This is a genomic window from Streptomyces sp. NPDC001393 (assembly GCF_053597455.1).
In genome coordinates, this window is record NZ_JBSFIH010000012.1 from 105,892 (window position 1) to 131,204 (window position 25,313).

The following is a 25,313-nucleotide window of genomic DNA, read 5'->3' on the forward strand; positions in this document are numbered from 1 at the left end:
AGCGAGAGGCCGGATCACCCGCCCGGAAGCTCCAGGTCGCTCTTGTTCAGCTCCTCGATGTTCACGTCCTTGAACGTGAGGACCCGCACCTGCTTCACGAAGCGCGCCGGCCGGTACATGTCCCAGACCCAGGCATCGGCCATCGACACCTCGAAGAACACCTCACCCTGCACCGAGTGAACCTGCATCTCGTAGTCGTTGGTGAGGTAGAAACGCCGCTCGGTCTCGATCACATATTTGAACAGACCGACGACATCTCGGTACTCCCGGTAGAGCTTCAGCTCCATCTCGGTCTCGTACTTCTCGAGGTCCTCGGCGCTCATGGCATGTTCCCCTTCAGCCGTGCGATCCCCCCATTGTGCGCCAGTCCGACGGCCCCTCAGACGATTTCCGCGTCGAGGATCACAGGACTGGCCGGGGGACCTTCGTCGAGCAGCGTGCGCAGCAGCCCGGCGAGTCTGGTCGGATACACCGTCTCATGTGCCCGGGTCAGTTCCTGACACGTCCACCAGCGTGCTCCGGCGACACTGCGCCGCTCCAGCTCCGTCAGCCCCTGCGCCGCAGTGGCCGTCTGCGTCGTACGGGCCAGGTAGTACCACTCGTCCTGGTCCCAGCGGCGGCCCGCGAACGGGAAGGAGCACATGCGGCGCCACAGCACCGGACCGAGTTCGACGTCGGTGATGCCGGTCTCCTCGGCGAGTTCCCTGAGCGCGGCCTCCTCGCGCGTCTCGGCGCCCTCCAGGCCGCCGCCGGGGGTGAACCACCAGTCGTCGGCCGGATCGTCCGGCTCATGGCCGTGCAGGAGGAGGATGCGGTCCTCCGGGTCGAGCAGGACCACCCGGGCCACCTTGCGCAGCCCGCCCTCGTACGAGTCCCCGCACGAGTCCTCGCCGGGCCGCGTGGCCTCAGCGGACACCGGCCGCCTCCGGGCGGGCGCCACGCGCGCGTGAGCGGCCCATGCGACTCGCGATCGGGCCGTAGGCACCGCCGGCCAGCACCAGAACGGCGCCGGCGACGATCAGCAGCTCGATCGTGGACAGCGGGCCGGGCTGGGACAGTGTGCCGAGGGCTTCGAAGCCGGTGGGGCGCTTGAGCGAGCCCTTCCAGGGCCAGATGACCGCGTCGACGCGGGCGGTCACGGCGTCGCGGGAGACCGTGCCCTTGGCCGCGTCGGTGAGATGGGCCGTGGAGTCCAGGGAGCCCTGGCGCTCGTCACCGAGGAGGAACAGACGGCCCTGGGGGACGGTCACCGTCGGGATGTTCTTGATCTCGGCCAGGCTGCCCTTGGGCAGATAGGGCTCGTCGATCTGCTTGCCGTTGACGGTCAGCTTGCCGTTCGTGCAGCAGGAGACGGTGTCGCCGCCGACCGCGACCACCCGCTTGACCACCTTGGCGTTGGTGACCCAGCTCTTGTCCTCGAAGACGACCACGTCACCGCGCCTCACCTCGCTGCCGTCGACCTTCTGCGCCAGCACGCGGTCACCGGCGTCGATCGTGGGGGTCATGGAGCTCGTGGGCACGGTGTACGGCCGGTAGGTCACCGCCGCCCAGCCGAATCCGCCGAGGAACAGCACCAGGCCCAGTGCCACCGCCACCGAGGACAGCCGTTGTCCGAGCCGGCTGCCGCCGGGCTGTGCCGTGCCTGTCCCGCCGCTGTGCGGGGCCGTACGCGTCGTGCTCTCGCCACCCATGGACCCGCACCCTACCCGGCAGTACCGGGCAGGGGCAGCCCCTGTTTCACGACCGCTGCCGGACCGGGGGCACAGGACTGACGGCCGCCGGACCCACAGGTTCCGGATCGCCTCGGTCGATCGGGCCCGTACGAGGCCCAGCAGCCCAGGCGGTCCACCGTCCACCCTTCGGGGAGCGCCGGGACGCCTTCGGTCAGCGGCTGCCCGCGGCCGTCTTCTGCTCGGTCTTCGACTCCAGCCGGTCCGTGCGCCGGCGGCGCCAGATCGCCACCGGCAGCACCGCCGCGATGGCCACGCCCTGCGGGGCCACCGTCAGGGCGGCGGACGCCGAGGTCTGCTGGTTGATGCCGGGCTGGTCGAAGGTGTCCGGGATCGGCAGGGTGCCCCAGCGGTTGATCGGCCAGGCCTTGACGATCGCGCGGCCCACGACGTCGCTGACCGGGACCATGCCGTGGTGCTTGTCGGACTGGTTGTACCGGGAGTCACGGGAGTTCTGGCGGTGGTCGCCCATCACCCAGATGTAGCCCTTGGGGACGGTCACCTTGAACTGGCCGCCCAGCTCGTCGTCGGTGCACGGCGTGTTGCCGGGGTAGACGTACGGCTCGTTCAGGGCGTGGCCGTTGACCAGCAGCGGGCCGTCGCCCTTGCACTGGACCGTGTCACCGCCGACGCCGATCACGCGCTTGATGAGGTCCTTCTCGTTGGCGGACGGCATCAGGCCGATCCAGCTGAGGACCTGCTGCACGGCGTTCGGGCTCGGTGCCGGTTCGCCCGCCAGCCAGTCGTCCGGGTCGTGGAAGACCACGACCTCGCCGCGCTCGGGCTTGGAGCCGAACCACGGGGTGAGCTTGTCGACCAGGACGCGGTCACCCACCTGGAGGGTGTTCTGCATCGAGGCGGACGGGATCGAGAACGCCTGCACGAGGAACGTCTTGATCAGCAGCGCCAGCACCAGCGCGATGACCACGAGGATCGGCAGCTCCTTCCAGAAGGAGCGGGGCTTCCTCGACCGGGCCGCGGATGCGCCCGCACCCGCGGCGTCGGTCCTCGGCCGCTGCCCGTCGTCCGGCGCGCCCTCGTCGCCCGCCGCGTCATTCCCAGAGGTCATGGCGCCGTCCGGCACGGGGGCGTTGTCTTCCACGGGGTGCCCGCGGTGCTCCTCGCCGTCGTGCCCCGACCGTGCGCCAACCGCCACATCCCCCACGCCAACTCCTTACTCTGTGCCGCCGCCTGCACCGCATACGACGCAGGCCCACCACTCCCATAACGAGCGGGAGTTCCGCAGGGGTCGGGAGCTGGGTCGTTCCGTTCGGATTCTCGGGGGCAACCCTATGCGACGGTGAGCGACCGGCGGTCGCACCCGCCGCGGAGTCGGCGACGCTTGCGAAGGTTTTAGGTTCCGCAAGGCGTGTCCAGTGGCCGATCGGCCAGCCGATGGCGACGGCCCGGCCCACCACGGATTCCTCGGCCACCGTTCCGCCGTACGGGGTGTTCTGGTGGAAACGGGAGTCCGCGGAGTTGCCCCGGTGGTCGCCCATGACCCACAGCCGGCCCTTGGGGACGGTGATGTCGAAGGGCTGGGCGGACGGGACGTCACCCGGATAGATGTAATCCCCTTCGGTGAGGGGTACGCCGTTGACGGTGACCCGGCCCTGCGCGTCGCAGCACTTGACGTGGTCGCCGCCGACCCCGATGACCCGCTTGATCAGGTCCTTCTCGTTGTCGGAGGGCAGCAGGCCGATGAAGGTGAGGCCTTCCTTGAGCTGCTTGACGACGACCGGGTCGTGCTGCTTGGCCGTCTGCTCGTCGGCCAGCCAACCGCCCGGGTCGTGGAAGACGACGACGTCCCCGCGCTGCGGCGTGGCACCGAACCAGGGGGTGAACTTGTCGACCAGGACGCGGTCGCCGATCCGGATCGTCTGCTCCATCGAGCCGGACGGGATCACGAACGCCTGGACGAGGAAGGTCTTCAGGACCAGCGCTATGAGGACGGCGACACCGACCAGAAGAGGGATCTCCCGAACGGCTGAACGCCTGCGCCTGCGTTTGACCTTCCGCTGGAGTTTCCGCCGCTCCGCGCGCGTACGGCCGCCGCCGGGCGCGGAGGTGCGGCGCGATCCGGTGGGCAGCAGGTTGTCGGCGGGGTTGCTGGACACCCCGCGCGGTTTGCCGCGGTTACCCATGCGCGCCCTCCGCAGCGGGCACGCGCGCGTAGGCGGAGGGCCGTGTCAGGTGCGTGACATGGTCGTACGGCCACAGGATCCAGTCGGCGCGGCCGATGACGTCACCGACCGGGATCATGCCACCGCCGGGCGAGCCGAGATGGTCGCGGGAGTCGCTGGAGTCGCTGCGGTGGTCGCCGAGGACGAACAGACGGCCGGCGGGTACGACGACGTCGAAGGGCACGCCGGAGGCGCTGTCCCCGGGATAGAGGAACGCCGACTCGTCGACGGCGCGGCCGTTCACCTCGATCCTCCCCTGCCTGTCGCAGCAGACCACATGGTCTCCCCCCGTACCGACCACCCGCTTGATGTAGTCGGCGTCCCCGAAATACCCCGTGCCGTCGAACACGATCACGTCGCCGCGGCGCGGCTGGGCACCGAAACGGTACGCCAACTTATTTACGAGAACGCGGTCCCCGATCCTCAAGCCCTGTTCCATGGAACCGCTCGGAATCTGGAACGGTTGCACCACGAAAGCGTTGAGGACGAGCAAAAACGCCAGGCAGCACAAGAGCGTGAGGGTGATCCTGCCGCCCGGCAGCCAGTCGGCGATCCGCGTCACCAACGCGAAACGCGACCGTCCCTCCGGCCCCGGGGAATCCGGGTGGGAGGAGCGGTCGCGTTCCGTCGGCTGTGCTTCGGTGTCCATCGGAGCCCGATGCTATCCGGCTCCGCTGTGCGCCCGGTCAGGGCCGTGACACCGGGGAAGCGCTCAGCTCTCGCGCTTCTCCTTGATCTTCGCGGCCTTGCCGCGCAGGTCACGGAGGTAGTACAGCTTGGCGCGGCGCACGTCACCACGGGTGACCAGCTCGATCTTCTCGACGATCGGGGTGTGCACCGGGAAGGTGCGCTCGACGCCGACGGAGAACGAGACCTTGCGGACCGTGAAGGTCTCGCGGACACCGGAGCCCTGGCGACGGATCACAACGCCCTTGAACTGCTGCACACGGGAGCGGTTGCCCTCGATGACGCGGACGTGGACGTTGACGGTGTCACCCGGACGGAAGGCCGGGATGTCGCTGCGCAGCGACGCGGCGTCGACGGAGTCGAGCAGGTGAGACATTTCGTCTGCTTTCTTCGCTGATGCCACAGGTCATCAACGGAAACTAGGTGTTTGCACGAAGCCGTGTGCGGGTCGGGGCGGGCGTCGTGTCCCCCTGTGGCAGGGGCGCACGCCGGACGGGCGCACAACAGCGGTCTATTGTTCCACGCCCCCGGCCCGCCGCCAAAATCGGCCGTACGGGTGGCCTTCCGGGTCCGGTTCCCAGCCCAGGATGGAGAGCATCTCGCGGTCCTTCTTGTCGAAGGCCTTGGGGTCGCAGCGCTCGATCAGGTCGGGCCGGTGGGCGGTCGTACGCCTGAGGGCCTCGTCACGGCGCCAGCGGGCGATCCTGCCGTGGTGGCCGCTGAGCAGCACGTCCGGGATGCCCCGGCCGCGCCAGACGGGCGGCTTGGTGTAGACGGGGCCTTCCAGGAGGCTCGCCATCGCGCCGGGCGCGAAGGAGTCGTCACGGTGGGACTCGGCGTTGCCGAGGACGCCGGGCAGCAGCCGCGCCACGGCCTCCGTGATGACCAGGACGGCCGCCTCACCGCCGGCGAGGACGTAGTCGCCGATGGAGACCTCGTACACCGGTATCCGCGTGGCGTACTCGTCCATGACGCGCCGGTCGATGCCCTCGTAACGCGCCGGCGTGAAGATCAGCCAGGGGCGCTCGGAGAGCTCCACGGCGAGTTCCTGGGTGAAGGGGCGGCCGCTGGGGGTGGGCACGATCAGCGCGGGGGCCGTGGCGCCGGTCTCGTAGCCGTCGGCGAGGACCGTGTCCAGGGCGTCGCCCCAGGGCTCGGTCTTCATGACCATGCCGGGGCCGCCGCCGTACGGGGTGTCGTCGACGGTGTTGTGGCGGTCGTACGTCCACGAGCGCAGATCGTGCACATGGACATCGAGCTGCCCACGCGCGCGTGCCTTGCCCACGAGGGAGACGTTCAGCGGGTCCAGGTACTCGGGGAAGATCGTGACGACGTCGAGGCGCATTACGACTCGTCTCCCGCGTCCCTGGACGAGACGATCTCGGCCCGGTCGTCGATCAGGCCCGGCGGCGGGGCGATGACCGCCCTCTGCTCCTCCAGGTCGATCTCGGTGACGATCTCCTCCACGAAGGGGATCATCACCTCGCTGCCGTCGGGGCGCTCGACGATGAACAGGTCCTGGGAGGGCAGGTGCGAGATCTCGGTGATCCGGCCGACCTCCACGCCGTCCTCGGTGACCACGTCGAGGTCGATGAGCTGGTGGTCGTAGTACTCGTCCTCGCCCTCGGGCAGTTCCTCCGGGTCGATCTCGGCGATCAGGAGGGTGTTGCGCAGGGCCTCGGCCGCGTTGCGGTCGGTGACGCCCTCGAAGCGCAGCAGGAGACGGCCGCTGTGGACCCGGCCGGTGGCGATGGTGAGGGGCCCGGCGGAGGCCGGGTCGGTGGCCAGGACGGCGCCCGGGGCGAGCCGCAGTTCCGGCTCGTCGGTTCGTACCTCCACGGTGACCTCGCCCTTGATGCCGTGGGCGCGGCCGATCCGTGCGACTACCAGCTGCACTGTGCTTGATCTCCTGTCGGAACGACGAGAGCCGCGAGGCTCATACGACTGCGGGCCGGGGACGGCCCAGTGGCCCTCCCCGGCCCGAGCCGGTTGCTTTGAAGCGTCAGCGGACGTGGTCCACGTCGACGAGGTCGACGCGGACACCGCGACCGCCGATGGCGCCCACGACGGTACGCAGAGCGCGCGCGGTGCGGCCGTTGCGGCCGATCACCTTGCCGAGGTCGTCCGGGTGGACCCGGACCTCGAGCACGCGCCCGCGGCGCAGGTTGCGCGAGGCGACCTGCACATCGTCAGGGTTGTCGACGATGCCCTTCACGAGGTGCTCAAGCGCCTCTTCGAGCATGCTGCTCAGGCCTCGGTCGACGCGGACTCGGCGGCCGCCTCGTCCTTCTTCTCAGCCTTCTTCTTCTGGGTGATCGCCTCACCCTTGCCCTCGTCGTCACCGCCGAGAGCCTCGAACGACGGACGGGCCGGCTTGGGCTCGGCGGTGAGCAGCGGCGCGGGAGCCGGCTCGCCCTTGAACTTCTGCCAGTCGCCGGTCTTCTTCAGGATGGCGAGAACGGGCTCGGTCGGCTGCGCGCCGACACCCAGCCAGTACGCCACGCGCTCGGCGTCCACCTCGATGACCGACGGGTTGTAGGTCGGGTGGTACTTGCCGATCTCCTCGATGGCCCGGCCGTCACGGCGGGTACGGGAGTCGGCGACGACGATGCGGTAGTGAGGCGAACGGATCTTGCCCAGACGCTTCAGCTTGATCTTGACTGCCACGGGAGTGGGTTCTCCTGGATTTGACGTGGTTGGGCACGGCGAGCTGCCGCGTGGGGTTGCGGTACCCGAATGCCCGATGGACGCGTCAGCCGGAGGAGAGAGGGGTCCTGTGCGGCTGTCGAGTACAGCTAGCCATTGTGCCACACCCTGCGGGTCGCTTCTGGCCCGGGGCGGGCCGGCGGACTCCGGGCATGCCTGGGAGGCACCCGGCGTGGAGGTGAGATCACGTCGGGTGCGCTGCCCGGTGCTGTGAAGTTGCCGCCCCGCGATCCGGCACCCACGAGATGCCGGTTCTTCGCGGCCCGCGGTCACGCCGCCCCCGCGACCTCCGGGATCCTGAACGGCTTGCCGCAGCCGCCGCAGACGATGGGTGCCTGGGCGAGGACCGAGGGGACCACGCGGACATTGCGGCCGCAGTCGCAGACCGCCTTGACCCGTACGCCGCCACCGGAGGAGCCGTGCCGGGCGGCCGGGCCGCGGAAGGTGCGGGTGGTGTCCGAGGTGGTCGCCGCCGTGTGCGCCTTCAGCGCGCGCTGCAGCCGCTCGATGGTCGGGCGGTAGCGCCGCTTGGCCTCGGGATTGAGCGTGACCAGTGAGAAACCGCTGCTCGGGTGCGGCTCCTCGGGGTGGTCGAGGCCCAGTTCCTCGGCGATCGCGAGGAAACGGCGGTTGTGGTAGCGGCCGGCGCGGGAGGTGTCGCGGATCCCACGGGCGGCGGCGATGCCGTGGACTGCCTCATGGAGCAGTCGTTCGAAGGAGAGCTCGTGTCCGCACGCGGACGACGACTCCCCGATCAGGGACTCTGGCGCGGCAAGGTCCGGCAGCTCGGGGTGGTACCGCTGAATGTCGGCCCACGCCTGTGCCAGCTCTGCGGCGAGTACAGGTGGTGTCTGTGTCGTGCTCACGTAATGACAACGAGCGGGAGCTCGAATGTGTTCCTATTCCGGGGCATCCCAAATAATTTGCACGTACCCGTCAGTTGCCGCTGATGCGTCCGGACGAGGGCGGGTGCGCTGATCTGCGGAGAAGCCGTACAGCTCATACCAAGCTGGTGCGTAGCCCGCCGTACGACCCTGCGCGTAGACCCTGCTGCGGGTGCGGTCGACGCCAGTCAAGAGGCGTTTCGGCCGCTCTCGTCGTGAAGCCTCACTCCGGTCAGCGTCCGTGACGCGCGAGGCGTTACCCCACGCTGTCCGGCGCCCCGGTACCAGCCGGTCCCCCCCCCGGCGCGGACACCGTAAGGCCATCCAGGTTGCCGGGATGTGAAATCTCGCCACACCCGCGCCCTCACCCCAAACGGGGCCCTACGACCCCTGGACGGCGCAGCGAGCCGGGAGTTACCTGACATACGTGGGAAGTCCGCGCACGGCACGGGGGCCACGCAACCGGGCACAGCGGTGAACTGTCGGCGGATTGGGGCGCTTACCTATGACACCTACGCTCGTGCGGCAGCACGTGCCTCACGCGGATCCCGCATCCCGCGTGGACCTGTGCGCACGCGCGCGTGACTGGTCCGAGATCCAGGAGCGGATGCTGGTACCGCTCTACGAGGCCGTCTACGAACGGCTCGAAGTGGGGCCTGCCACCCGGCTGCTGGGGCTGCGTTGCGGCGCCGGGCTCGCCCTGCTGCTGGCGGCCGGCAGAGGCGCCGCCGTCACCGGTGTCGACGCCGCCTCGCCCGAGCGGCTCGCCCTCGCCCGCGAACGCCTGCTGCCGGACGCCTCGCGCGGCGCCGACGGGAGCGTCTTCGGCCGGCCCGGGGAGCATGGCGGCAGCCGTGGCGCGCCGGGTCTCCCCGGCGGCCCCGGTGCCCACCACGCCGGCGAGCCCGCCGCGTCCGGCGTACGCGGCGGCACCGGGCGCGCTCCGTACGGCGACGGCAGGGGGCGCGGTGCGGGCGGCGGGCCACGCGCGCGTGCCGTGCAGCTCGTCGCGGGCTCACCCCGTGAGGTGGCCGGGGCGGAGACCGCCGCCTTCAGCCTGGTGACCGTCTTCGAGCCGATCGGGTGCCTCGCGGGCGACTCCGAGGGGCTCGGTGAGCTGCTGGCGGACGCGCTGCCGCTGGCCGCGCGCGGGGCCGCGGTGGTCCTGGCCGGCTGGGGTCCGCCCGAGCGCTGCGCCACCTCCTCGGTGCTGCGGGTGGCGACGAAACTGGCCGATCCCTTGCGCAGCGCGCGCAGCTGGCGGCCGGCCCTGCGGGACGACCTGGAGGAGGTCGCCCAGCGGGCGGGGCTGAAGCCGGACGGCTCGGGGCGGGTGGCCTGTCCGTTCGGGTACGCCGACGTCGACAGCGCCGTACGGGGGCTGCTGTCGACCGGTCTGTTCGACGCGGCGATCGCGGCGACGGACGCCAAGCAGGTCGACAAGGAGCTGACGGAGGCGCTGCACCCCTACCGGCGCCCGGACGGGACGGTGTGGATGCCGAACGTCTTCCGCTACCTCGTCGCCCGCGTGCCCTAGGCCCTGTCGTCAAATTCCCGCCTGCCCCGCGACGCCATGCACGCTCCCCCACTGCCTCAAGGGCGTGGGACGTGCCCCCACTCGCCGCACCGGGCCCAAGTACATCCAGTACGAGGGCCAGGCCCCGACACTCCCCCAGCCTTCGGCCGGGGGGACCCCCAGAGCACGCACCTACGGCATACACGAGCCTCCCCCACGCTCGAACAGGCTCGCGCGGGGGCACCCCCATCGCGGCGGGCGCAGGGCCCGCCCTCCGGGCGGACGGCGGGAATGTGACGACAGGACCTAGACCTCGGTCTCCTTGGTCAGGCGCGGGATCCCGGCGACCCGGTACGCGTCCGCCTCCTCCAGTGTCTCGTTCTCCAGCAGCGCCTCGGCGAGGGCATCCAACTGGCCGCGGTGGTCCCGGAGTTTGCGGCACGCCTCCTCGTAGCACTCGTCCACGATCCGCCGCATCTCCGTGTCGATCACGTCGAGGGTCTGCGGGGCGGCGGAGAGCCCGTAGGCCTGCTGGGCATCGCTCGGGAGGGCGGACAGGCGGCCGACCCGCTCGCTCATGCCCCAGCGGGCCACCATGCCGCGCGCGATGTTGGTGACCTGTTCGAGGTCGTTCTCCGCGCCCGTGGTGACCACGCCGTAGACGACCTCCTCCGCCGCCATCCCGCCCAGGGCGCCGATGATGCGGCCGCGCAGGTACTCCTCCGAGTGGGCGTACCGCTCCACCTCGGGCGTGGACATGGTCACCCCGAGTGCCCGGCCGCGCGGCACGATGGTGATCTTGCGGACCGGGTCGGCTCCGGGCTGGAGCATGCCCAGCAGGGCGTGGCCGCTCTCGTGGTACGCGGTGCGCCGGCGGTCCTCCTCGGGCATCACGAGCGTGCGTTCGGCGCCCAGCTGGACCTTTTCCAGCGCCTCGGACAGGTCCGGCGCCGTCACCTGCTCCTGCTTGCGCTTGACCGCGAGCAGTGCGGCCTCGTTGGCGAGATTGGCCAGGTCCGCTCCCGTCATACCGGGGGTGACGCGGGCCAGCTGGGCCAGGTCGACGTCGGGCGCGAGCGGGATCTCCCGGGTGTGGATGCGCAGGATCGACTCGCGGCCGGCGCGGTCCGGCGGGGCCACGTTGACCACCCGGTCGAAGCGGCCCGGACGGGTCAGGGCCGGATCCAGGATGTCCGCCCGGTTGGTGGCGGCGATGACGATCACACCCTCCGCGCCCGAGAAGCCGTCCATCTCCGTGAGGATCTGGTTCAGCGTCTGCTCGCGCTCGTCGTGCCCGCTCATCGAAGCGCCGCCGGCACGCGCCCGGCCGATGGTGTCGATCTCGTCGATGAAGATGATCGACGGCGCCACCTTCCGGGCCTCGGCGAACAGTTCGCGCACGCGGGACGCGCCGACGCCGACGATCATCTCGATGAACTCGGACGCCGAGGCGGAGAAGAACGGCACGCCGGCCTCTCCCGCGACCGCGCGTGCGAGCAGCGTCTTGCCGGTGCCGGGCGGGCCCGCGAGCAGCACACCGCGGGGCAGCTTCGCGCCCATGCGCCGGTAGACGTCGGGGTGTTCCAGGAAGTCGACGACGTCGTCCAGTTCGCCCTTGACCTCGTCGATACCGGCCACGTCCGCGAAGGTCGTACGCTCGGTACCCGGCCGCAGCCCGACCGGTCTGGGCGGCGCCCGTCGGCCGAACAGGCCGCCCGCGCCGGGCAGGCCCGCGCCCATCCGCCGCGAGAAGAAGATCCACACCGCGACCAGGACGGCGATCGGGATCAGCGAGAAAAGCACGTTGGACACCAGGCTGCGCTCCTGCACGACCGGTCGTGCCGTCACCGTGACACCGTGGCTGCTCAGGTTCTGCCAGAGCCTGTCGTTCGCGAAGGCCGGGCGCTGTGTCGTGAACCGGGTGTACTTCCCGCCGCCCTCGGGATTGGCCCGCGCGCTCTTGAGCTGGCCCTGGATCGCGTCACCCTTGGAATAGATCTTGGCGACGTTGCCTGCCGTGACCTGCCTGCTGAACTCCGTGTACGAGATCGTCGGCTGGTTGCCCCGGCCGAGGTAGTTCAGCCCGGCATAGGCCAGCAGGAAGACGACCACCGCGGTGACGAGCAGGCCCCACCACTTTCCGCCGCGGAGCCTTCCCCCGCCGGGCCGTCGGGGCGATTCGTCGGGGGTGCCCTCGGTGCGCCACGGCTGATCAGGGTTCCTGCGTGGTGGCGCCGCATCGCTCATATCTGGACGTTAAGGCATTTGGCGGACGTCGGCATGCGCTGAGGGCGCCCCCGGCCGGGGCGCCCTCGGAGTCGTACGAGCGGGACTCAGCCCATGGACTTCCGGTGCGTCAGCCCATGAACTTCTTGAACTCGTCCGGCAGCTCGAAGTCCTGGCCGCCCTGCTGCGGCAGCCCGAAGGCGCCTCCGCCCTGTGCCGCGGCCTCGCGGCGCTGGGCCTCCTCCAGCTCCTGCTGCCTGCGCTTCATCGGGTTGCCGGAGCGCTGCTTGCCCTTGGCCTTCTTCGCCTGCTTCTTCTGCCGGCCGGGGCCGCCGCCCATGCCCGGGATCCCCGGCATGCCCGGCATACCGCCGCCCTGGGCCATGCGGGACATCATCTTGCGGGCCTCGAAGAACCGCTCGACCAGGTTCTTCACCGCGCTGACCTCGACGCCGGAACCCCTGGCGATACGGGCGCGGCGGGAGCCGTTGATGATCGTCGGGTCCTGGCGCTCGCCCGGCGTCATCGACTTGATGATCGCGGCGGTGCGGTCGACGTCCCGCTCGTCGATGTTCTGGATCTGGTCCTTGATCTGGCCCATGCCCGGGAGCATGCCGAGCAGCTTGCTGATGCTGCCCATCTTCCGGACCTGTTCCATCTGGGCCAGGAAGTCGTCCAGGGTGAAGTCCTGGCCCTTCTTGGACGCCAGCTTCGAGGCCATCTTGGCGGCCTCTTCCTGGCTGAAGGTCTTCTCCGCCTGCTCGATCAGGGTGAGCAGGTCACCCATGTCGAGGATGCGGGAGGCCATCCGGTCCGGGTGGAAGGCGTCGAAGTCGTCCAGCTTCTCGCCGTTCGATGCGAACATGATCGGCTTGCCGGTGATCTGCCGGATCGACAGGGCGGCACCACCGCGGGCATCGCCGTCCAGCTTGGAGAGCACCACGCCGTCGAAGCCGACGCCGTCGCGGAAGGCCTCGGCCGTGTTGACGGCGTCCTGACCGATCATCGCGTCGACCACGAACAGGATCTCGTCCGGGGAGACGGCGTCGCGGATGTCCGCGGCCTGCTGCATCATCTCGGCGTCGATACCGAGGCGGCCGGCGGTGTCCACGATCACGATGTCGTGGACCTTGGACTTCGCGAAGTCGATGGAGTCCTTGGCGACCTTCACCGGGTCGCCGACGCCGTTGCCGGGCTCGGGCGCGTAGACGGCGACGCCGGCGCGCTCGGCGACGACGCTCAGCTGGTTGACGGCGTTCGGGCGCTGGAGGTCGGCGGCGACCAACAGCGGCGAATGGCCCTGCTCCTTCAGCCAGCGGCCGAGCTTGCCCGCGAGGGTGGTCTTACCGGCACCCTGCAGACCCGCCAGCATGATCACGGTGGGCGGCTGCTTGGCGAAGCGCAGGCGCCGGGTCTCACCGCCGAGGATGGTGACGAGCTCGTCGTTGACGATCTTCAGCACCTGCTGGGCCGGGTTCAGCGCGCGGGAGACCTCGGCGCCGAGTGCCCTTTCCTTGACGTTCTTGATGAAGGTCCGGACGACCGGCAGGGCGACATCCGCTTCGAGGAGCGCGATGCGGATCTCGCGCGCCGTGGCGTCGATGTCCGCCTCGCTGAGGCGCCCCTTGCCGCGGAGATTCTTGAAAGTCGCGCTGAGGCGGTCGGAGAGGGTATCGAACACGGTGGCGTCGGTCCTCGAGGTCGGAGTCGGTTCGGGCTGCCCTCCAGGGTATCCGGCCCCGCAACCTATTCGTCCCTGCCCGCTCGCTCGAAGGGGCGGGCAGGGACATGGCACGGCCGCGGAGTCACGCCCGCAGCGCCTCTTCCAGGACGCGGGCCAGCGTTCCCGCGTCCTCGGCCGGCAGCGGCGCCCCCGTGCCCGTGGTGACGTAGAACGCATCCACCGCGTTGGAGCCCAGCGTGCTGACGTGCATGCTGCGCACCCGCACCGCCGCCTTCTCCAGGGCCATGCCGATCCGGTACAGCAGGCCCGGGGCGTCCTGGGCGCGGACCTCGATCACCGTGGCGTGGTGGGAGGCCGCCGGAGCGACGGTCACCCGCGGCGGCGGTGCGACCCAGCCACGGCGCCTCGGATAGGCCGCGTCCCGTTCGGCCAGGCGGCCGGCGATGTCCAGGGTGCCGTCCAGGGCGCGGACGAGATCGGCGCGCAGCCGGGTCGCCTGGGGCAGGGAGCCGTACTCGGCGGCCACCCGCCAGTTGAGCAGCAGCACCGAGCCGTCGTCGACGTCGTCCGGCAGGCCGAGGGTGCGCAGTTCCGCCGTGCGGACGGTGAGGCGGTGCACGGCGAGGACACCGGCGACGGCGGGCAGGACGGCGGGCTGGTCGGGTACGGCGATGACCAGCTCCACGCCGAGGGGTTCGCCGGAGGGCTCCTCATCGGTGACCGGTTCCGTCTGGGCGCGCAGCGCGAGGACCGGGCCGCCCGTGCGGTACGCCTCGATCGCCAGCCGCTCGTGCTCGGCGGTGGGCGCGGCGGGCTCCGGCTCCTCGGGGGCGTCGCCGGCGAGCACGGCGGAGACCCGCCGGACCAGGTCGGCGACGAGGGAGCCGCGCCAGGAGGACCAGGCCGCGGGGCCGGTGGCGAGGGCGTCGGCCTCGGTCAGGGCGTGCAGCAGCTCCAGGGTGCTCTGGGTGCCGACCGCCTCGGCGACCGAGCGGACCGTGGCCGGGTCGTCGAGGTCGCGGCGGGTGGCCGTCTCGATAAGCAGCAGGTGGTGGCGGACCAGGGCGGACAGCACCTCCACGTCCGCGCGGTCGAAGCCGATCCGTGCCGCGACGTCCTTGGCGATGATCCCGCCGGCCACCGAGTGGTCGCCGGGCCAGCCCTTGCCGATGTCGTGCAGCAGGGCGGCGACCAGGAGCAGGTCGGGGCGGCTGACACGGCGGGTGAGCTCGGAGGCGCGGACGGCCGTCTCGATGAGGTGCCGGTCGACCGTCCACACGTGCACGGCATTGCGCTGCGGGCGGCAGCGGACCCGTTCCCAGTCCGGCAGCAGGCGGCTGATCAGGCCCTCCGCCTCCAGGGCCTCCCAGACGTCGACGGTGGGGCGGCCGGAGCCGAGCAGGGTGACCAGCTGTTCCCGGGCCTCGGCGGGCCAGGGCGTGGGCAGGGGGCGCGCGGTGGCGGCCATACGCCGTACGGCGTGCAGGGAGAGCGGGAGGCCGGCCTGCGCGGCGGCGGCCGCGGCACGCAGGGGGAGCACGGGATCGCGCTCGGGGCGTGCGGCGCGGGCGAGCACGACCTCGCCCTCCTGCTCCACCACCCCTTCGGCCAGCGGCGACCGTTCCGCGACGGGTTTGCCGCCGCCCAGCATGGCGCGCAGCCGGGGCCGGACGGCGCGCGCACGTAGCACGCGCCCCACCTCGCGCCAGGTGACGTCACTGGCATACGAGATGACCCGCGCCGCCTCGTAGACCTGCCGCAGCAGGGTGTCCGCGTCCAGCAGCTCCAGCTCGGCCGCCACCTGGTCCTGCTCCTGCAGGGCCAGACGGTCGGTCGCCCGGCCGGTCGCCAGATGCAGGGCGTCCCGTACGTCGAGCAGGCGCCGGCGGGCGTCGGCGAGGCCCTCGCGCGGGGCGTCCGCGAGCCAGGAGGCGGCCACGGCGCGCAGCGCGGTGGCGTCCCTCAGGCCGCCGCGGGCCTCCTTGAGGTCGGGCTCCAGCAGGTACTGCAGCTCGCCCTGGCGCTCGGCGCGCTCGGCGCAGAGTTCCTGGAGTTCGGGGAGGCGTTTGGGGGCCTGGTTGCGCCAGTCGGCGAGGACGGCCGTACGCAGGCCTGTGGTGAGGCCGAGGTCGCCGGCGAGGTGGCGGGCGTCCAGGAGGCCGAGGTGGACCTTCAGATCCTCCCCGGCGGTCCTGCGGGCCTCCGCCGGGGTGCGCACGGAGTGGTCGAGGGCGAGGCCGAGGTCCCAGACGGGGTACCAGAGCCGGTCGGCCAGGGCGGCGACCGCCTTCGGGTCGGAGCCGTCGTGCAACAGCAGGAGGTCCAGGTCGCTGCGCGGGGAGAGCTCGCCGCGGCCGTAGCCGCCGACGGCGACCAGGGAGGCGCCCTTGATGTCCCCTGCCGCCGCCGCGAACAGTCCGGCGAGCCAGTCGTCGGTCAGTTCCGCGAGGGCGGCACGGCGCGGCGGCCCGGACCGCGCCCCCTCGGTGAGGAGGCGCAGCCGGGCCGCCGCGTAGCCGCTGGGTCCCGAGTCCTCTGCCATCCGCTCGTCCGTTCCCGTCACCCAGCGACTCCCGTTCTGCGAAGTTGTGGTCAGAGCGCGTCCGGGCCGCGCTCGCCGGTGCGGACCCGTACCGCCGCCTCGACCGGCAGGGACCAGACCTTGCCGTCACCGATCTTGCCGGTGCGGGCCGCCTTGACGATGACCTCGATCAGCTGCTCGGCGTCGTCGTCCTCGGCCAGGACCTCTATGCGGATCTTGGGGACCAGGTCGACGGTGTACTCGGCACCGCGGTAGACCTCGGTGTGGCCCCGCTGACGACCGTAACCGCTGGCCTCGGTGACCGTCAGGCCGTGCACGCCGAAGGCCTGCAGGGCCTCCTTGATCTCGTCCAGCCGGTGGGGCTTGACTACGGCGGTGATGAGCTTCATGCGTCCACCTTCTTGGTCTGCGCGCCGGCCAGGGCGGGGGCGTGGGCGGCGGTGCCGATGACACCGCCGCCGGCGCCGCTGAAGTCGTATGCGGTCTCGGCGTGCTCCGCCTGGTCGATACCGGAGATCTCCTCGTCCTCGGTGACCCGCATGCCGATCGTCTTGTCGAGCAGGAAGGCGAGGACCGCGGAGACGACCAGCGAGTAGGCGAGGACCGCGCCGACACCGGCGCACTGCTTCCACAGCTGGGTGAAGGAGTGGTCGCCGTAGAAGACGCCGGTGGCGGTGGACTGGCCCTTGCCGGTGGCGAAGAAGCCGATCAGCAGGGAGCCGATGATGCCGCCGACCATGTGGACCCCGACGACGTCGAGGGAGTCGTCGTAGCCGAACCTGAACTTCAGGCCCACGGCCGCGGCGCAGGCGACACCGGCGATGGCGCCGACGGCGATCGCGCCGAGCGGGGAGACCGCGCCGCCGGACGGGGTGATCGCGACCAGACCGGCGACCGCGCCGGAGGCAGCGCCCAGCGTGGTGAACGCGCCGTGCCGGATCTTCTCGTAGGCGAGCCAGGCCAGCATGGCGGCGGCCGTCGCGACCTGCGTGTTGACGAACATCAGCGCGCCGACGCCGTCGTCGTTGCCGAGCCAGGAGCCCGCGTTGAAGCCGAACCAGCCGAACCACAGGAGCCCTGCGCCGAGCATGACCAGCGGGAGGCTGTGCGGGCGCATCGGGTCCTTCTTGAAGCCGACGCGCTTGCCGATGACGAGAATGACGCCGAGCGCCCCCGCGCCCGCGTTGATGTGGACCGCCGTACCACCCGCGAAGTCGATCACGCCGAGCTTGAAGGCCCAGCCGTCGGCACCCCAGACCCAGTGGGCGACCGGAACGTAGACGAGCGTGAGCCACAGGGCGATGAAGAGCGACCAGGCCGAGAACTTGACGCGGTCCGCGAGGGCGCCGCTTATCAGAGCCGGGGTGATGATCGCGAACATCATCTGGAAGACCATGAACACGAAGATCGGGATGGTGTAGCCGGGCCACAGCTCGGTCAGACCGATCTTGCGCAGGCCGAACCAGTCGGAGTCCCAGCCGATGAGGCCGTTGTTCGTGCCGAAGGCGAGGGAGAAGCCGTAGAGCACCCACAGAATGGTGACGATGCCCATGCTGATGAAGCTCATCATCAGCATGTTCAGGGTGCTCTTGACGCGGACCATGCCCCCGTAGAAGAAGGCGAGGCCGGGCGTCATGATCAACACCAGGGCGGAAGCAATGAGCATGAAGCCTGTGTTCGCGGCAGACAGCTTGGGTGCCTCCGCGGCAAGCGTGATGGCTGGTGCCATCGGCGTCTCCTCGTCGGTTGGTACGGCCCCGTGCGGGCGGTGCCTGAGCGGTCCGGCGGGTGTGGGGGTGGGCCGGTTATGCGCCATGAGATTGGCGCAGCGCGGTTTCGGTGGAAGCCCCTCGTTGTTTCGCCGGGGTGACGAAGGCGCCCTGCTTGTTACGCCTGGATGAACCGCCGGATTCGCGGCTCGTCGATCGTTATCGTGACGCAACCTGCTCCGGGTGATCCTGCCGGAGCGACAGGCCGGCCGCGGCGGGCCTCTCCGATGACCTGGCGTGGGGGAGCCGAGTCGGGCAGTTCGGGAGGACCGGCCGCGGCCGGGGCGGGGGAGCCGGGTGTGTCAGACCGCCTCGGCGGTCTCCGGCAGGTCGACGGCGAGCTGATCGGTGAGGTCGACCACGGCGGCGAGATCGCCGTAGTCCCGTACGGCCGTGTCGACCGTCTTTCGGATACGAGTGTTCACACGCTCGGAGCGGACCTTCTTGGCGATGTCCATGGCCTGGGAGGCATAGGCCGTGCTCTGCTCGGGCTCGCGCTGGAGCAGGTGCACGGTGGCCATGCCGATCAGATTGAGCGCGTACGACCGCTGGTGCTCGCTGTCCGCGGAGAACTTCTCCACCGCCTTGCGCATCAGCGGCTCGGCGAGGGAGGCGTAGGCGGGGCTGCGTCCGGCGACGTAGGCGAGGTCGCGGAAGGAGTGGGAGTTCTCGCCGTACAGCTCGGCCTCGGAGAAGAAGCGGATCCAGTCGGGATCCGGCTCGTCCCACTCGTCCGCCTCGGCGAAGGTGTCCTCGGCCATGCGGACCGCGCGCTTGGTCTTGCCGGGCTGGCCCATGTTGGCGTAGGCGCGGGCCTCCATCGCATACAGCATGGACTGGGTGCGCGGGCTCGCGCAGTCGCGGCTGCCGTACTGGGCGAGGTGGATCAGCTCCAGGGCGTCGTCGGGCCGACCGAGATGGATCATCTGGCGGCTCATGCTGGAGAGGATGTACGAGCCGAGCGGCTTGTCGCCGGCCTCCTTGGCCGCGTGCAGGGCGAGGACGAAGTACTTCTGCGCGGTGGGCTGGAGCCCGACGTCGTACGACATCCAGCCGGCCAGTTCGGCGAGTTCGGCGGCGACCTTGAAGAGCTTGCGGGTGGTGGCCTCGGGCTGGGGTTCCTGGAGCAGGTCGGTGACCTCGTGCAGCTGGCCGACGACCGCCTTGCGGCGCAGGCCGCCGCCGCACTGGGCGTCCCACTGCCGGAACATGCGCGTGGTGGACTCCAGCAGGTCCAGCTCGGGCTTGGACAGCCGGCCGGGCCTGCGGGAGTCGAGGACGGGCTCCGGCTCGGCGGGGACCGGGGCGGCGGGGCTCGGGACGAGCCAGCGCTGCATGGGCTCGATGAGGGAGGGGCCGGCGGACAGCGCGAGCGAGGTGCCGAGGAAGCCGCGCCGGGCGAGCATCAGGTCGCTGCGCGAGAACTCGCTGAGCAGGGCGACCGTCTGCGGGGCCGTCCAGGGCAGGTCGACGCCGGACGCGGAGGGTGACTGGCGGGCGGCGCGCAGGCCCAGGTCCTCGATGGAGACCACACAGCCGAAGCGCTCGGAGAACAGCTCCGAAAGGATGCGCGGGATCGGCTCGCGCGGGTTCTCCCCGTCCAGCCAGCGGCGTACGCGCGAGGTGTCGGTGGAGATGTGGTTGGCACCCAACTGGCGGGCCCGGCGGTTCACTTGGCGGGCCAGCTCGCCCTTGGACCAGCCGCTGCGCACGAACCACGAGCCGAGCAGCTCATTGGGGCGCCTGTCAGCGTTCGCTCCGCTACCGCCGTTGCCGCTCACTGGAACGCCCCCATCCCTGAGACCACTTGTCGTCGCTTTGTCGTCGCTGCGACCTCGGTCGCCCCGGAGGGAGACCACCACGCGCCAAGCCTTATCAGAATGCCGGTAAATACGGTCTCTTGTCCGCCGGTTCTCACCCTTCGAACGAGCTGACGACTCGCCTCCGGCATACCCGTCCAGGCATATGCCGTCCGGACTCGCACACTCACAGTAATCCTACGATCACCCGCTCAGCCACGGGGATCCCGGAAACGCCACCATTCGCCACCCCTTCGAATGAACTCACGGTCGACAGTCCGCGATTCACTTGACATAGGACGGCTGGAAGTGGGCGGAGTGAGGCACACCGGGGCGTGCATACCCTGACGCGCCACCCGCTGCACCTCAAGGCGCCACCTTGACCTCGCATCGATCGGGGAAGGCGGAGCCGTAGCATTACGTTCCGCTTCCGTCTCGTTCCGTGTCGTAACCACCGGCGCGCTGGACCCGTTGGAGGGGGCATGGGCTTCACGATCGGCGGCATTCGCGAGATCCGCTCCGGCGCGCGTCGGCGCGGCCGTTCGTCGGAGTGCACCGCCGTCGCCGAGTTCACCGGGCTGTGGGGCTGGGACGTGGTGCCGGGAGCCCGGGCCCAGGCGGGCGTCTGCTCGTGCGGGCGCGCCGACTGCCCGGCGCCGGGCGCGCATCCGCTGGACTTCGCGCCCCAGGTGCCGGCCGGGGCCACGCTGGACGAGGTGAGCAAGGCCTGGTCGGAGTTCCCGGGCGCCGCGGTGATGCTTGTCGTGGGCCGGGCGTTCGACGTCGTCGAGGTGTCCGAGGCCGCCGGCCGCCGCGCCCTGGCCCGCCTGGAGCGGATGGGACTCCCCCTCGGCCCGGTGACCGCCACCCCCGACGGCCGCGCCCACTTCCTCGTCGCCCCCGGCGCCGCCGCCGAGCTCCCCCGGCTGCTCTACCGCATGGGCTGGGACGACCCCTCGGCCCTGGACCTGCGCGGCCTCGGCCCCGGTACGCACATCACCGCCCCGCCCTCCGACCGGGGCGGCCTGGGCCCGGCCCGCTGGCTGCGCCCACCGGCCCTGGACTCGGCCACCCGCCCACCGGCGGCACGGCTGCTGCTGGGGACACTGGCGTATGTGGCGCACCGGTCGCGGGCGTGATCGGTCGTACGCACGCCGGGTAAGGCGAAGCGCCCGACTCCGACTGCACCTCGGGGCCGGGCGCTTCTTGCCGGCTGCCGAATGCGGCAACCACCGGTCACCCACCAATTTCGGTATGTGGTCTTGTTCCGCGTCGTACGCACCCCAGGCAAGGCGAAGCGCCCGTCCCCAACTGCACCTTGGGAGCGGGCGCTTCTCGCAGCCCGGTGAGTGGCACATTCACTACCGTCAGATAGTGAAGTTACTGCCCTCAGTCACCGATCAGGGCATCCACGAACGCCTCCGGCTCGAACGGCGCCAGATCGTCCGCGCCCTCGCCGAGTCCGACCAGCTTGACCGGCACGCCCAGCTCACGCTGGACCGCGACGACGATGCCGCCCTTGGCCGTGCCGTCCAGCTTGGTCAGCACGATGCCGGTGATGTCCACGACCTCCGCGAAGACGCGGGCCTGCACCAGGCCGTTCTGGCCGGTGGTGGCGTCCAGGACGAGCAGCACCTCGTCGAGCGGCGCGTGCTTCTCCACGACCCGCTTGACCTTGCCGAGCTCGTCCATGAGGCCGGTTTTGGTGTGGAGGCGGCCGGCGGTGTCGATGAGGACGACGTCGACCCCCATCTCCTTGCCTTCCTTGACCGCGTCGAAGGCGACGGAGGCGGGGTCGCCGGCCTCCGGGCCGCGCACGGTGTAGGCGCCGACCCGCTCGCCCCAGGTCTGCAGCTGGTCGGCGGCGGCGGCACGGAAGGTGTCGGCGGCGCCGAGCACGACGGTGCGGCCGTCGGCCACGAGCACGCGCGCGAGCTTGCCGGTGGTGGTGGTCTTCCCGGTGCCGTTGACACCGACGACCATGACGATGCCGGGCTTGCGGTCCTCGGGCTCGGTCTTGACCGTGCGGTCGACCTCGGTGCCGACCAGCTTGAGCAGCTCCTCGCGCAGCAGGCCGCGCAGCTCCTGAGGGGTACGCGTGCCGAGCACCTTCACGCGCTCGCGCAGGCTCTCGACCAGCTCCTGGGTGGGCTGCACGCCGACGTCGGCGGTGAGCAGGGTGTCCTCGATCTCCTCCCAGGTCTCGTCGTCCAGGTGCTCGCGCGAGAGCAGCGTGAGCAGGCCCTTGCCGAGGGCGTTCTGGGAGCGGGACAGGCGGGCGCGCAGGCGGACCAGCCGCCCGGCGGTGGGCTCCGGGATCTCGAGCTCGGGCGCCTTTTCAAGGGTGGGGACGGCAGGCGGCTCCTCCACGGCGACCGGTGCGGGGCCGCCGGGGAGATCCACCTCCTCGATGGTCCGGCGCGGTTCTTCGCGCGGCGTCTCGGCCTCTTCGCCGATGTGCGGCTCGACCGGGGGCGCGGTGATGTCGGGCGTCTTCGGGGGCGGCGGAGGCAGCGGCTTCTTGCGCCGGGTGCCCACCACCAGCCCGCCGAGTGCCGCGAGCACGACCACGGCGATGACTACAGCAAGGATGACGGTTTCCATAACGGCTCCAGTATCAGCCATGGCTTACGGCGGGAGCCTGTTTGTGGCTTCCTCCGAGAGACAAAGGCCACTTATTACTAGGACTCGGAGCAAAGTACGATGGTGGCGACTCTGTTGACGCGCGTAGAGTCCCCACCGTCCCCGTCCCCCCACGTCTGGTGCCCCTTTTTCATGAGCAAAACCGTCGAGACCGAAGGCGCTCTCGAGACCCGAGGGATCGAGCAGGTCCCGGATCACGAGCGCACCGCGAAGACCCGCGAGCTGTTCCCCACCTGGGTCGGCGCCAACATCAGCGTGCTGCTGCTGACGATGGGCGCGAGCCTCGTCGTGGCGTACCACCTGAACATCTGGCAGGCGCTCGTCGTCGCGGTGGCGGCGCCGGTCGTGTCGTACGGCCTGGTCGGTCTGATCGGCATCGCGGGCAAGCGCGGTGGCGCACCCGGCATGGCGCTCTCGCGCGCGGTCTTCGGCCAGCGCGGCAATCTGCTGCCCGGTTCGCTGATCTGGGTCGCGCGCTGGGGCTGGGAGACGATCAACGCGGTCACCGGCGCCTACGCGATGCTCACCATCGTGAAGATCCTGTTCGGCATCAAGGCGAACAGCGTGCTGGACATGGTGATGCTGCTGGTCTTCGTCGTCGCGACCTTCGCGATCTCCGGGCTCGGCATCAACGCCGTGCAGAAGTGCAACAAGTACGCCACCTATTTCTTCGGCGTCTTCTCGGTGCTGGTCCTGGTCTACCTGGTGGCGAACACGAACTGGTCGAAGGTGCTGCACCACGGCGGCGGCTCCACGGCCGCGGTGATCACCGGTATCGGCATGATCGCGGCGGGCGGCGTCAGCTGGATCCCGACGGCGCCGGACTTCACCCGCTACCTGCCGCGCACGGCGTCCTCGAAGGCGATCGTCGGTACGGCGGTGGGCGGTGCCGGCATCGTCGTGCTGCCCATGGTTCTGATGGGCGCGGTGATGGCGGTGTCCACGCCGGACCTGGCCTCGGCGACCGACCCGGTGTCGTTCCTCGGCGAGATCCTGCCGACGTGGATCGCGGTGCCGTACCTGTTCATCGCGCTGATCGGCATGCTGCTGATCAACTCGATGTCGATGTACTCGGCGGGCTTCACCGCGCAGACCCTGGGCTTCAAGGTGCCGCGGCACTGGGCGGTCTCGGTGAACGCCGTGATCTCGCTGGTCTTCGGCGGGGTGCTGATGCTGGTGGCGACGAGCTTCATGGGCTCGTTCATCGCCTTCCTGTCGCTGCTCGCGGTCGCCTTCTCCGCCTGGGTCGGCGTCTTCGGCGCGGACATGCTGCGCCGCACCGAGTACGACGGCCGCGCCATGACGGACACGACCCGCGCCAGCGCCTACTGGTACAAGGGCGGCTTCTCCCCCGCGGCCGTGGCCGCCTGGGCGATCGGCCTGGTGTCGGGCCTGATGTTCACGACCTCGGACTGGTTCACCGGCCCGCTCGCGAAGAACAACGTCATCGGCGAGTACGGCCTCGGCTGGGTCGCCACGATCGTGATCTCGGGCCTGCTGTACCTGGCGCTGCCGAAGCCGGCGGTGACGAAACCGACGGAGGCCGCCGAGCCGGCCGAGGAGCGCGCGACCGTCGACGCCATGGCCATCTGACGCTGCGTCAGCTACCGTCCCCCTCCACCGCATCGCACCGGAGGGGGACTTCCCATGCCCGTCACGGTCGTCCGTTTCAACCTCGTCGCTCCCGGCTCCTCCCCTGCCGCCCTCTCCGCCCGCTACCGGGCCGCCCTGGAGATGGCCGCGTACGCGGACGAGCACGGGATCAGCACCGTGCAGACCGAGGAGCACCACGGCGCCGAGAACAACTGGCTGCCGTCGCCGTTCGCCTTCGCGGGCGCGGTGTTCGGGGCGACCCGCCGGATCGCGGTGACCGTGTCGGCGGTGATCGGCCCGCTGCACGACCCGTTGCGGCTGGCCGAGGAGATCGCCGTACTGGACCTGCTGAGCGGCGGGCGGCTGGTGACGGTGGCCGGGATCGGCTACCGGCCCGAGGAGTACGCCCTGTTCGACGTGGAGTGGAAACGCCGGGGCCGGCTCCAGGACGAGCTGCTGGAGACCCTGCTGAAGGCGTGGTCCGGCGAAGAGTTCGAGTACCGGGGCCGCACGGTACGGCTGACCCCGCGCCCGTACACCGACCCGCACCCCCTCCTGCTGGTCGGCGGCTCCTCCAGGGCCGCCGCCCGCCGGGCCGCCCGGCTCGGCCTGCCGTTCTTCCCGAGCGCGCATCTGCCCGAGCTGGAGTCGTACTACAAGGAACAGCTCGCCGAGTACGGCACCGAGGGCTGGGTCATGATGCCTGCGGCCGAGACTCCCCTGCTGCACATCGCCGAGGACCCTGACCGGGCGTGGGCGGTGTACGGCGAGCACTTCCTGCACGAGGCGCGGACCTACGCCTCCTGGCAGTCGGGGCAGATCCGGTCGGCGGTGAAGTCGGCGGCCACGACGGTGGGGGAGCTCCGCGCGGAGGGCGTGTACCGCGTCCTCACCCCGGAGGAGTGCGTGACGCTGGGCGCCGACAGCCTCGTACTGCATCCGCTGGTGGGCGGGATGCCGGTGGAGGAGGGGTGGCGGAGCCTCAGGCTGTTCGCGGAGCGGGTGATTCCGGCACTGGGCGACTGACCTGTGGCGATATCCGGTGGTCCGGGCGGGTCCGGCAGTGCTCCACTGGGACGGTGAGCCTGAGTGTGGATGTGGTCGTCCGCGCGTTGCACACGCACCTGGACATGATCTGCGCGGCGCCCGGGGAGCATCCGTACGGGATCGACAGCCGCCTGGACAACATCGAGGCGGCGACGCTACGGGCCCGGCGGCTCGGCGCCCGCGTTCTCATCTGGTGACCCGCGCGTACGACACCGCCGCCCCCGGTCCGGGCAGTGGCCGGGCCGGGGGCGGCGGACGGTACGAGGAGGAGGGCAGCGGGGACTTGGCCCTTCTCCCCGAGTTC

The 25,313-nt window shown here is 70.8% G+C and carries 24 protein-coding genes; 5 read left to right on the plus strand and 19 right to left on the minus strand.

The features are described 5' to 3' along the window. Positions 1–14: 14 nt before the first annotated feature. The 12 genes from ACWC2T_RS16220 to ACWC2T_RS16275 all read right to left on the minus strand — a co-directional run bounded on the left by ACWC2T_RS16220 (position 15) and on the right by ACWC2T_RS16275 (position 8,172). The gene (locus ACWC2T_RS16220; RefSeq protein ID WP_003965949.1) at positions 15–323 is read right to left on the minus strand and encodes a DUF2469 domain-containing protein; all 309 of its coding nucleotides are present in this window, start codon (positions 321–323) and stop codon (positions 15–17) included. A gap of 56 nt (positions 324–379) precedes the next feature. Next, positions 380–916 carry an NUDIX hydrolase gene (locus ACWC2T_RS16225; protein WP_450671002.1) on the minus strand — a complete coding sequence of 179 codons (537 nt, stop codon included), beginning with the start codon at positions 914–916 and terminating at the stop codon, positions 380–382. After that, positions 906–1,691 (minus strand): signal peptidase I, encoded by a 786-nt coding sequence (gene lepB / locus ACWC2T_RS16230; protein WP_450671003.1) that lies wholly within the window; start codon positions 1,689–1,691, stop codon positions 906–908. Before lepB (ACWC2T_RS16230) ends, ACWC2T_RS16225 begins: the two co-directional genes overlap by 11 nt. Positions 1,692–1,884: 193 nt before the next feature. Continuing rightward, entirely contained in the window at positions 1,885–2,895 is a 1,011-nt protein-coding gene (lepB, locus tag ACWC2T_RS16235; protein WP_450671004.1) for a signal peptidase I, read from the minus strand. Beyond that, entirely contained in the window at positions 2,783–3,874 is a 1,092-nt protein-coding gene (gene lepB, locus ACWC2T_RS16240; RefSeq protein WP_450671005.1) for a signal peptidase I, read from the minus strand. Before lepB (ACWC2T_RS16240) ends, lepB (ACWC2T_RS16235) begins: the two co-directional genes overlap by 113 nt. Beyond that, positions 3,867–4,562, minus strand: coding sequence for a signal peptidase I (gene lepB / locus ACWC2T_RS16245; RefSeq protein ID WP_450671006.1), 696 nt, complete (start codon positions 4,560–4,562; stop codon positions 3,867–3,869). The genes lepB (ACWC2T_RS16240) and lepB (ACWC2T_RS16245) overlap by 8 nt, the downstream gene beginning before the upstream one ends. A gap of 63 nt (positions 4,563–4,625) precedes the next feature. Then, the gene (rplS, locus tag ACWC2T_RS16250) at positions 4,626–4,976 is read right to left on the minus strand and encodes a 50S ribosomal protein L19 (RefSeq protein WP_055704359.1); all 351 of its coding nucleotides are present in this window, start codon (positions 4,974–4,976) and stop codon (positions 4,626–4,628) included. Between the two features lie 135 nt (positions 4,977–5,111). Continuing rightward, complete coding sequence (gene trmD / locus ACWC2T_RS16255) at positions 5,112–5,945, minus strand: tRNA (guanosine(37)-N1)-methyltransferase TrmD (protein ID WP_450671007.1); 834 nt, start codon at positions 5,943–5,945, stop codon at positions 5,112–5,114. Next, positions 5,945–6,496: a ribosome maturation factor RimM gene (gene rimM, locus ACWC2T_RS16260; protein WP_450671008.1), complete on the minus strand. Its 552-nt coding sequence runs from the start codon at positions 6,494–6,496 to the stop codon at positions 5,945–5,947. Before rimM ends, trmD begins: the two co-directional genes overlap by 1 nt. Positions 6,497–6,602: 106 nt before the next feature. Beyond that, a complete protein-coding gene (locus tag ACWC2T_RS16265) occupies positions 6,603–6,842 on the minus strand; it encodes an RNA-binding protein (RefSeq protein ID WP_003973401.1) in 240 nt (79 codons plus the stop codon). A 5-nt stretch (positions 6,843–6,847) separates the two neighbouring features. Beyond that, entirely contained in the window at positions 6,848–7,267 is a 420-nt protein-coding gene (gene rpsP / locus ACWC2T_RS16270; RefSeq protein ID WP_450671009.1) for a 30S ribosomal protein S16, read from the minus strand. Positions 7,268–7,575: 308 nt separating this feature from the next. Then, positions 7,576–8,172, minus strand: coding sequence for a hypothetical protein (locus tag ACWC2T_RS16275; protein WP_450671010.1), 597 nt, complete (start codon positions 8,170–8,172; stop codon positions 7,576–7,578). A gap of 523 nt (positions 8,173–8,695) precedes the next feature. On the opposite strand from ACWC2T_RS16275, the gene ACWC2T_RS16280 reads away from it, so the two are divergent. Continuing rightward, entirely contained in the window at positions 8,696–9,727 is a 1,032-nt protein-coding gene (locus ACWC2T_RS16280; protein WP_450671011.1) for an SAM-dependent methyltransferase, read from the plus strand. Positions 9,728–10,012: 285 nt separating this feature from the next. Here ACWC2T_RS16280 and ftsH read toward each other — a convergent pair whose 3' ends face one another. From ftsH to nsdA, 6 genes are all read right to left on the minus strand, one after another. After that, a complete protein-coding gene (ftsH, locus tag ACWC2T_RS16285; protein ID WP_450671012.1) occupies positions 10,013–11,953 on the minus strand; it encodes an ATP-dependent zinc metalloprotease FtsH in 1,941 nt (646 codons plus the stop codon). A gap of 109 nt (positions 11,954–12,062) precedes the next feature. Continuing rightward, positions 12,063–13,613: a signal recognition particle protein gene (gene ffh / locus ACWC2T_RS16290; protein ID WP_450671013.1), complete on the minus strand. Its 1,551-nt coding sequence runs from the start codon at positions 13,611–13,613 to the stop codon at positions 12,063–12,065. Between the two features lie 124 nt (positions 13,614–13,737). Next, entirely contained in the window at positions 13,738–16,179 is a 2,442-nt protein-coding gene (locus tag ACWC2T_RS16295) for a [protein-PII] uridylyltransferase (protein WP_450671014.1), read from the minus strand. A gap of 29 nt (positions 16,180–16,208) precedes the next feature. After that, entirely contained in the window at positions 16,209–16,547 is a 339-nt protein-coding gene (locus tag ACWC2T_RS16300; protein WP_403960290.1) for a P-II family nitrogen regulator, read from the minus strand. Then, positions 16,544–17,887, minus strand: a complete 1,344-nt coding sequence (locus ACWC2T_RS16305; RefSeq protein WP_450671015.1) for an ammonium transporter — start codon at positions 17,885–17,887, stop codon at positions 16,544–16,546. Before ACWC2T_RS16305 ends, ACWC2T_RS16300 begins: the two co-directional genes overlap by 4 nt. 342 nt (positions 17,888–18,229) lie before the next feature. Beyond that, the gene (gene nsdA, locus ACWC2T_RS16310; protein ID WP_450671016.1) at positions 18,230–19,708 is read right to left on the minus strand and encodes a transcriptional repressor NsdA; all 1,479 of its coding nucleotides are present in this window, start codon (positions 19,706–19,708) and stop codon (positions 18,230–18,232) included. A gap of 500 nt (positions 19,709–20,208) precedes the next feature. Between nsdA and ACWC2T_RS16315 the strand changes: the two genes are divergently transcribed. Continuing rightward, positions 20,209–20,865, plus strand: coding sequence for a bifunctional DNA primase/polymerase (locus ACWC2T_RS16315; RefSeq protein WP_450671017.1), 657 nt, complete (start codon positions 20,209–20,211; stop codon positions 20,863–20,865). A 250-nt stretch (positions 20,866–21,115) separates the two neighbouring features. Here the strand turns inward: ACWC2T_RS16315 and ftsY are convergent, their stop codons facing one another. After that, positions 21,116–22,330, minus strand: a complete 1,215-nt coding sequence (gene ftsY / locus ACWC2T_RS16320) for a signal recognition particle-docking protein FtsY (RefSeq protein WP_450671018.1) — start codon at positions 22,328–22,330, stop codon at positions 21,116–21,118. A gap of 171 nt (positions 22,331–22,501) precedes the next feature. Between ftsY and ACWC2T_RS16325 the strand changes: the two genes are divergently transcribed. The 3 genes from ACWC2T_RS16325 to ACWC2T_RS16335 are packed head-to-tail and all read left to right on the plus strand — an operon-like array spanning position 22,502 to position 25,206. Further along, the gene (locus tag ACWC2T_RS16325; protein ID WP_450671019.1) at positions 22,502–23,962 is read left to right on the plus strand and encodes a cytosine permease; all 1,461 of its coding nucleotides are present in this window, start codon (positions 22,502–22,504) and stop codon (positions 23,960–23,962) included. Between the two features lie 54 nt (positions 23,963–24,016). Further along, on the plus strand, positions 24,017–24,988 hold the full coding sequence (locus tag ACWC2T_RS16330; RefSeq protein WP_450671020.1) for an LLM class flavin-dependent oxidoreductase: 972 nt from the start codon (positions 24,017–24,019) through the stop codon (positions 24,986–24,988). A 53-nt stretch (positions 24,989–25,041) separates the two neighbouring features. Beyond that, entirely contained in the window at positions 25,042–25,206 is a 165-nt protein-coding gene (locus tag ACWC2T_RS16335; protein ID WP_450671021.1) for a hypothetical protein, read from the plus strand. The last annotated feature ends 107 nt before the right edge of the window (positions 25,207–25,313 follow it).

Excerpts from the sequence above, each read along its gene's own strand:
- ACWC2T_RS16220 (WP_003965949.1), bottom strand. The coding sequence starts at position 323 with ATGAGCGCCGAGGACCTCGAGAAGTACGAGACCGAGATGGAGCTGAAG.
- lepB (WP_450671003.1), bottom strand. The coding sequence starts at position 1,691 with ATGGGTGGCGAGAGCACGACGCGTACGGCCCCGCACAGCGGCGGGACA.
- lepB (WP_450671005.1), bottom strand. The coding sequence starts at position 3,874 with ATGGGTAACCGCGGCAAACCGCGCGGGGTGTCCAGCAACCCCGCCGAC.
- lepB (WP_450671006.1), bottom strand. The coding sequence starts at position 4,562 with ATGGACACCGAAGCACAGCCGACGGAACGCGACCGCTCCTCCCACCCG.
- rplS (WP_055704359.1), bottom strand. The coding sequence starts at position 4,976 with ATGTCTCACCTGCTCGACTCCGTCGACGCCGCGTCGCTGCGCAGCGAC.
- trmD (WP_450671007.1), bottom strand. The coding sequence starts at position 5,945 with ATGCGCCTCGACGTCGTCACGATCTTCCCCGAGTACCTGGACCCGCTG.
- ACWC2T_RS16265 (WP_003973401.1), bottom strand. The coding sequence starts at position 6,842 with ATGCTCGAAGAGGCGCTTGAGCACCTCGTGAAGGGCATCGTCGACAAC.
- ACWC2T_RS16280 (WP_450671011.1), top strand. The coding sequence starts at position 8,696 with ATGACACCTACGCTCGTGCGGCAGCACGTGCCTCACGCGGATCCCGCA.
- ftsH (WP_450671012.1), bottom strand. The coding sequence starts at position 11,953 with ATGAGCGATGCGGCGCCACCACGCAGGAACCCTGATCAGCCGTGGCGC.
- ACWC2T_RS16300 (WP_403960290.1), bottom strand. The coding sequence starts at position 16,547 with ATGAAGCTCATCACCGCCGTAGTCAAGCCCCACCGGCTGGACGAGATC.
- ACWC2T_RS16305 (WP_450671015.1), bottom strand. The coding sequence starts at position 17,887 with ATGGCACCAGCCATCACGCTTGCCGCGGAGGCACCCAAGCTGTCTGCC.
- ACWC2T_RS16315 (WP_450671017.1), top strand. The coding sequence starts at position 20,209 with ATGGGCTTCACGATCGGCGGCATTCGCGAGATCCGCTCCGGCGCGCGT.
- ftsY (WP_450671018.1), bottom strand. The coding sequence starts at position 22,330 with ATGGAAACCGTCATCCTTGCTGTAGTCATCGCCGTGGTCGTGCTCGCG.
- ACWC2T_RS16325 (WP_450671019.1), top strand. The coding sequence starts at position 22,502 with ATGAGCAAAACCGTCGAGACCGAAGGCGCTCTCGAGACCCGAGGGATC.
- ACWC2T_RS16330 (WP_450671020.1), top strand. The coding sequence starts at position 24,017 with ATGCCCGTCACGGTCGTCCGTTTCAACCTCGTCGCTCCCGGCTCCTCC.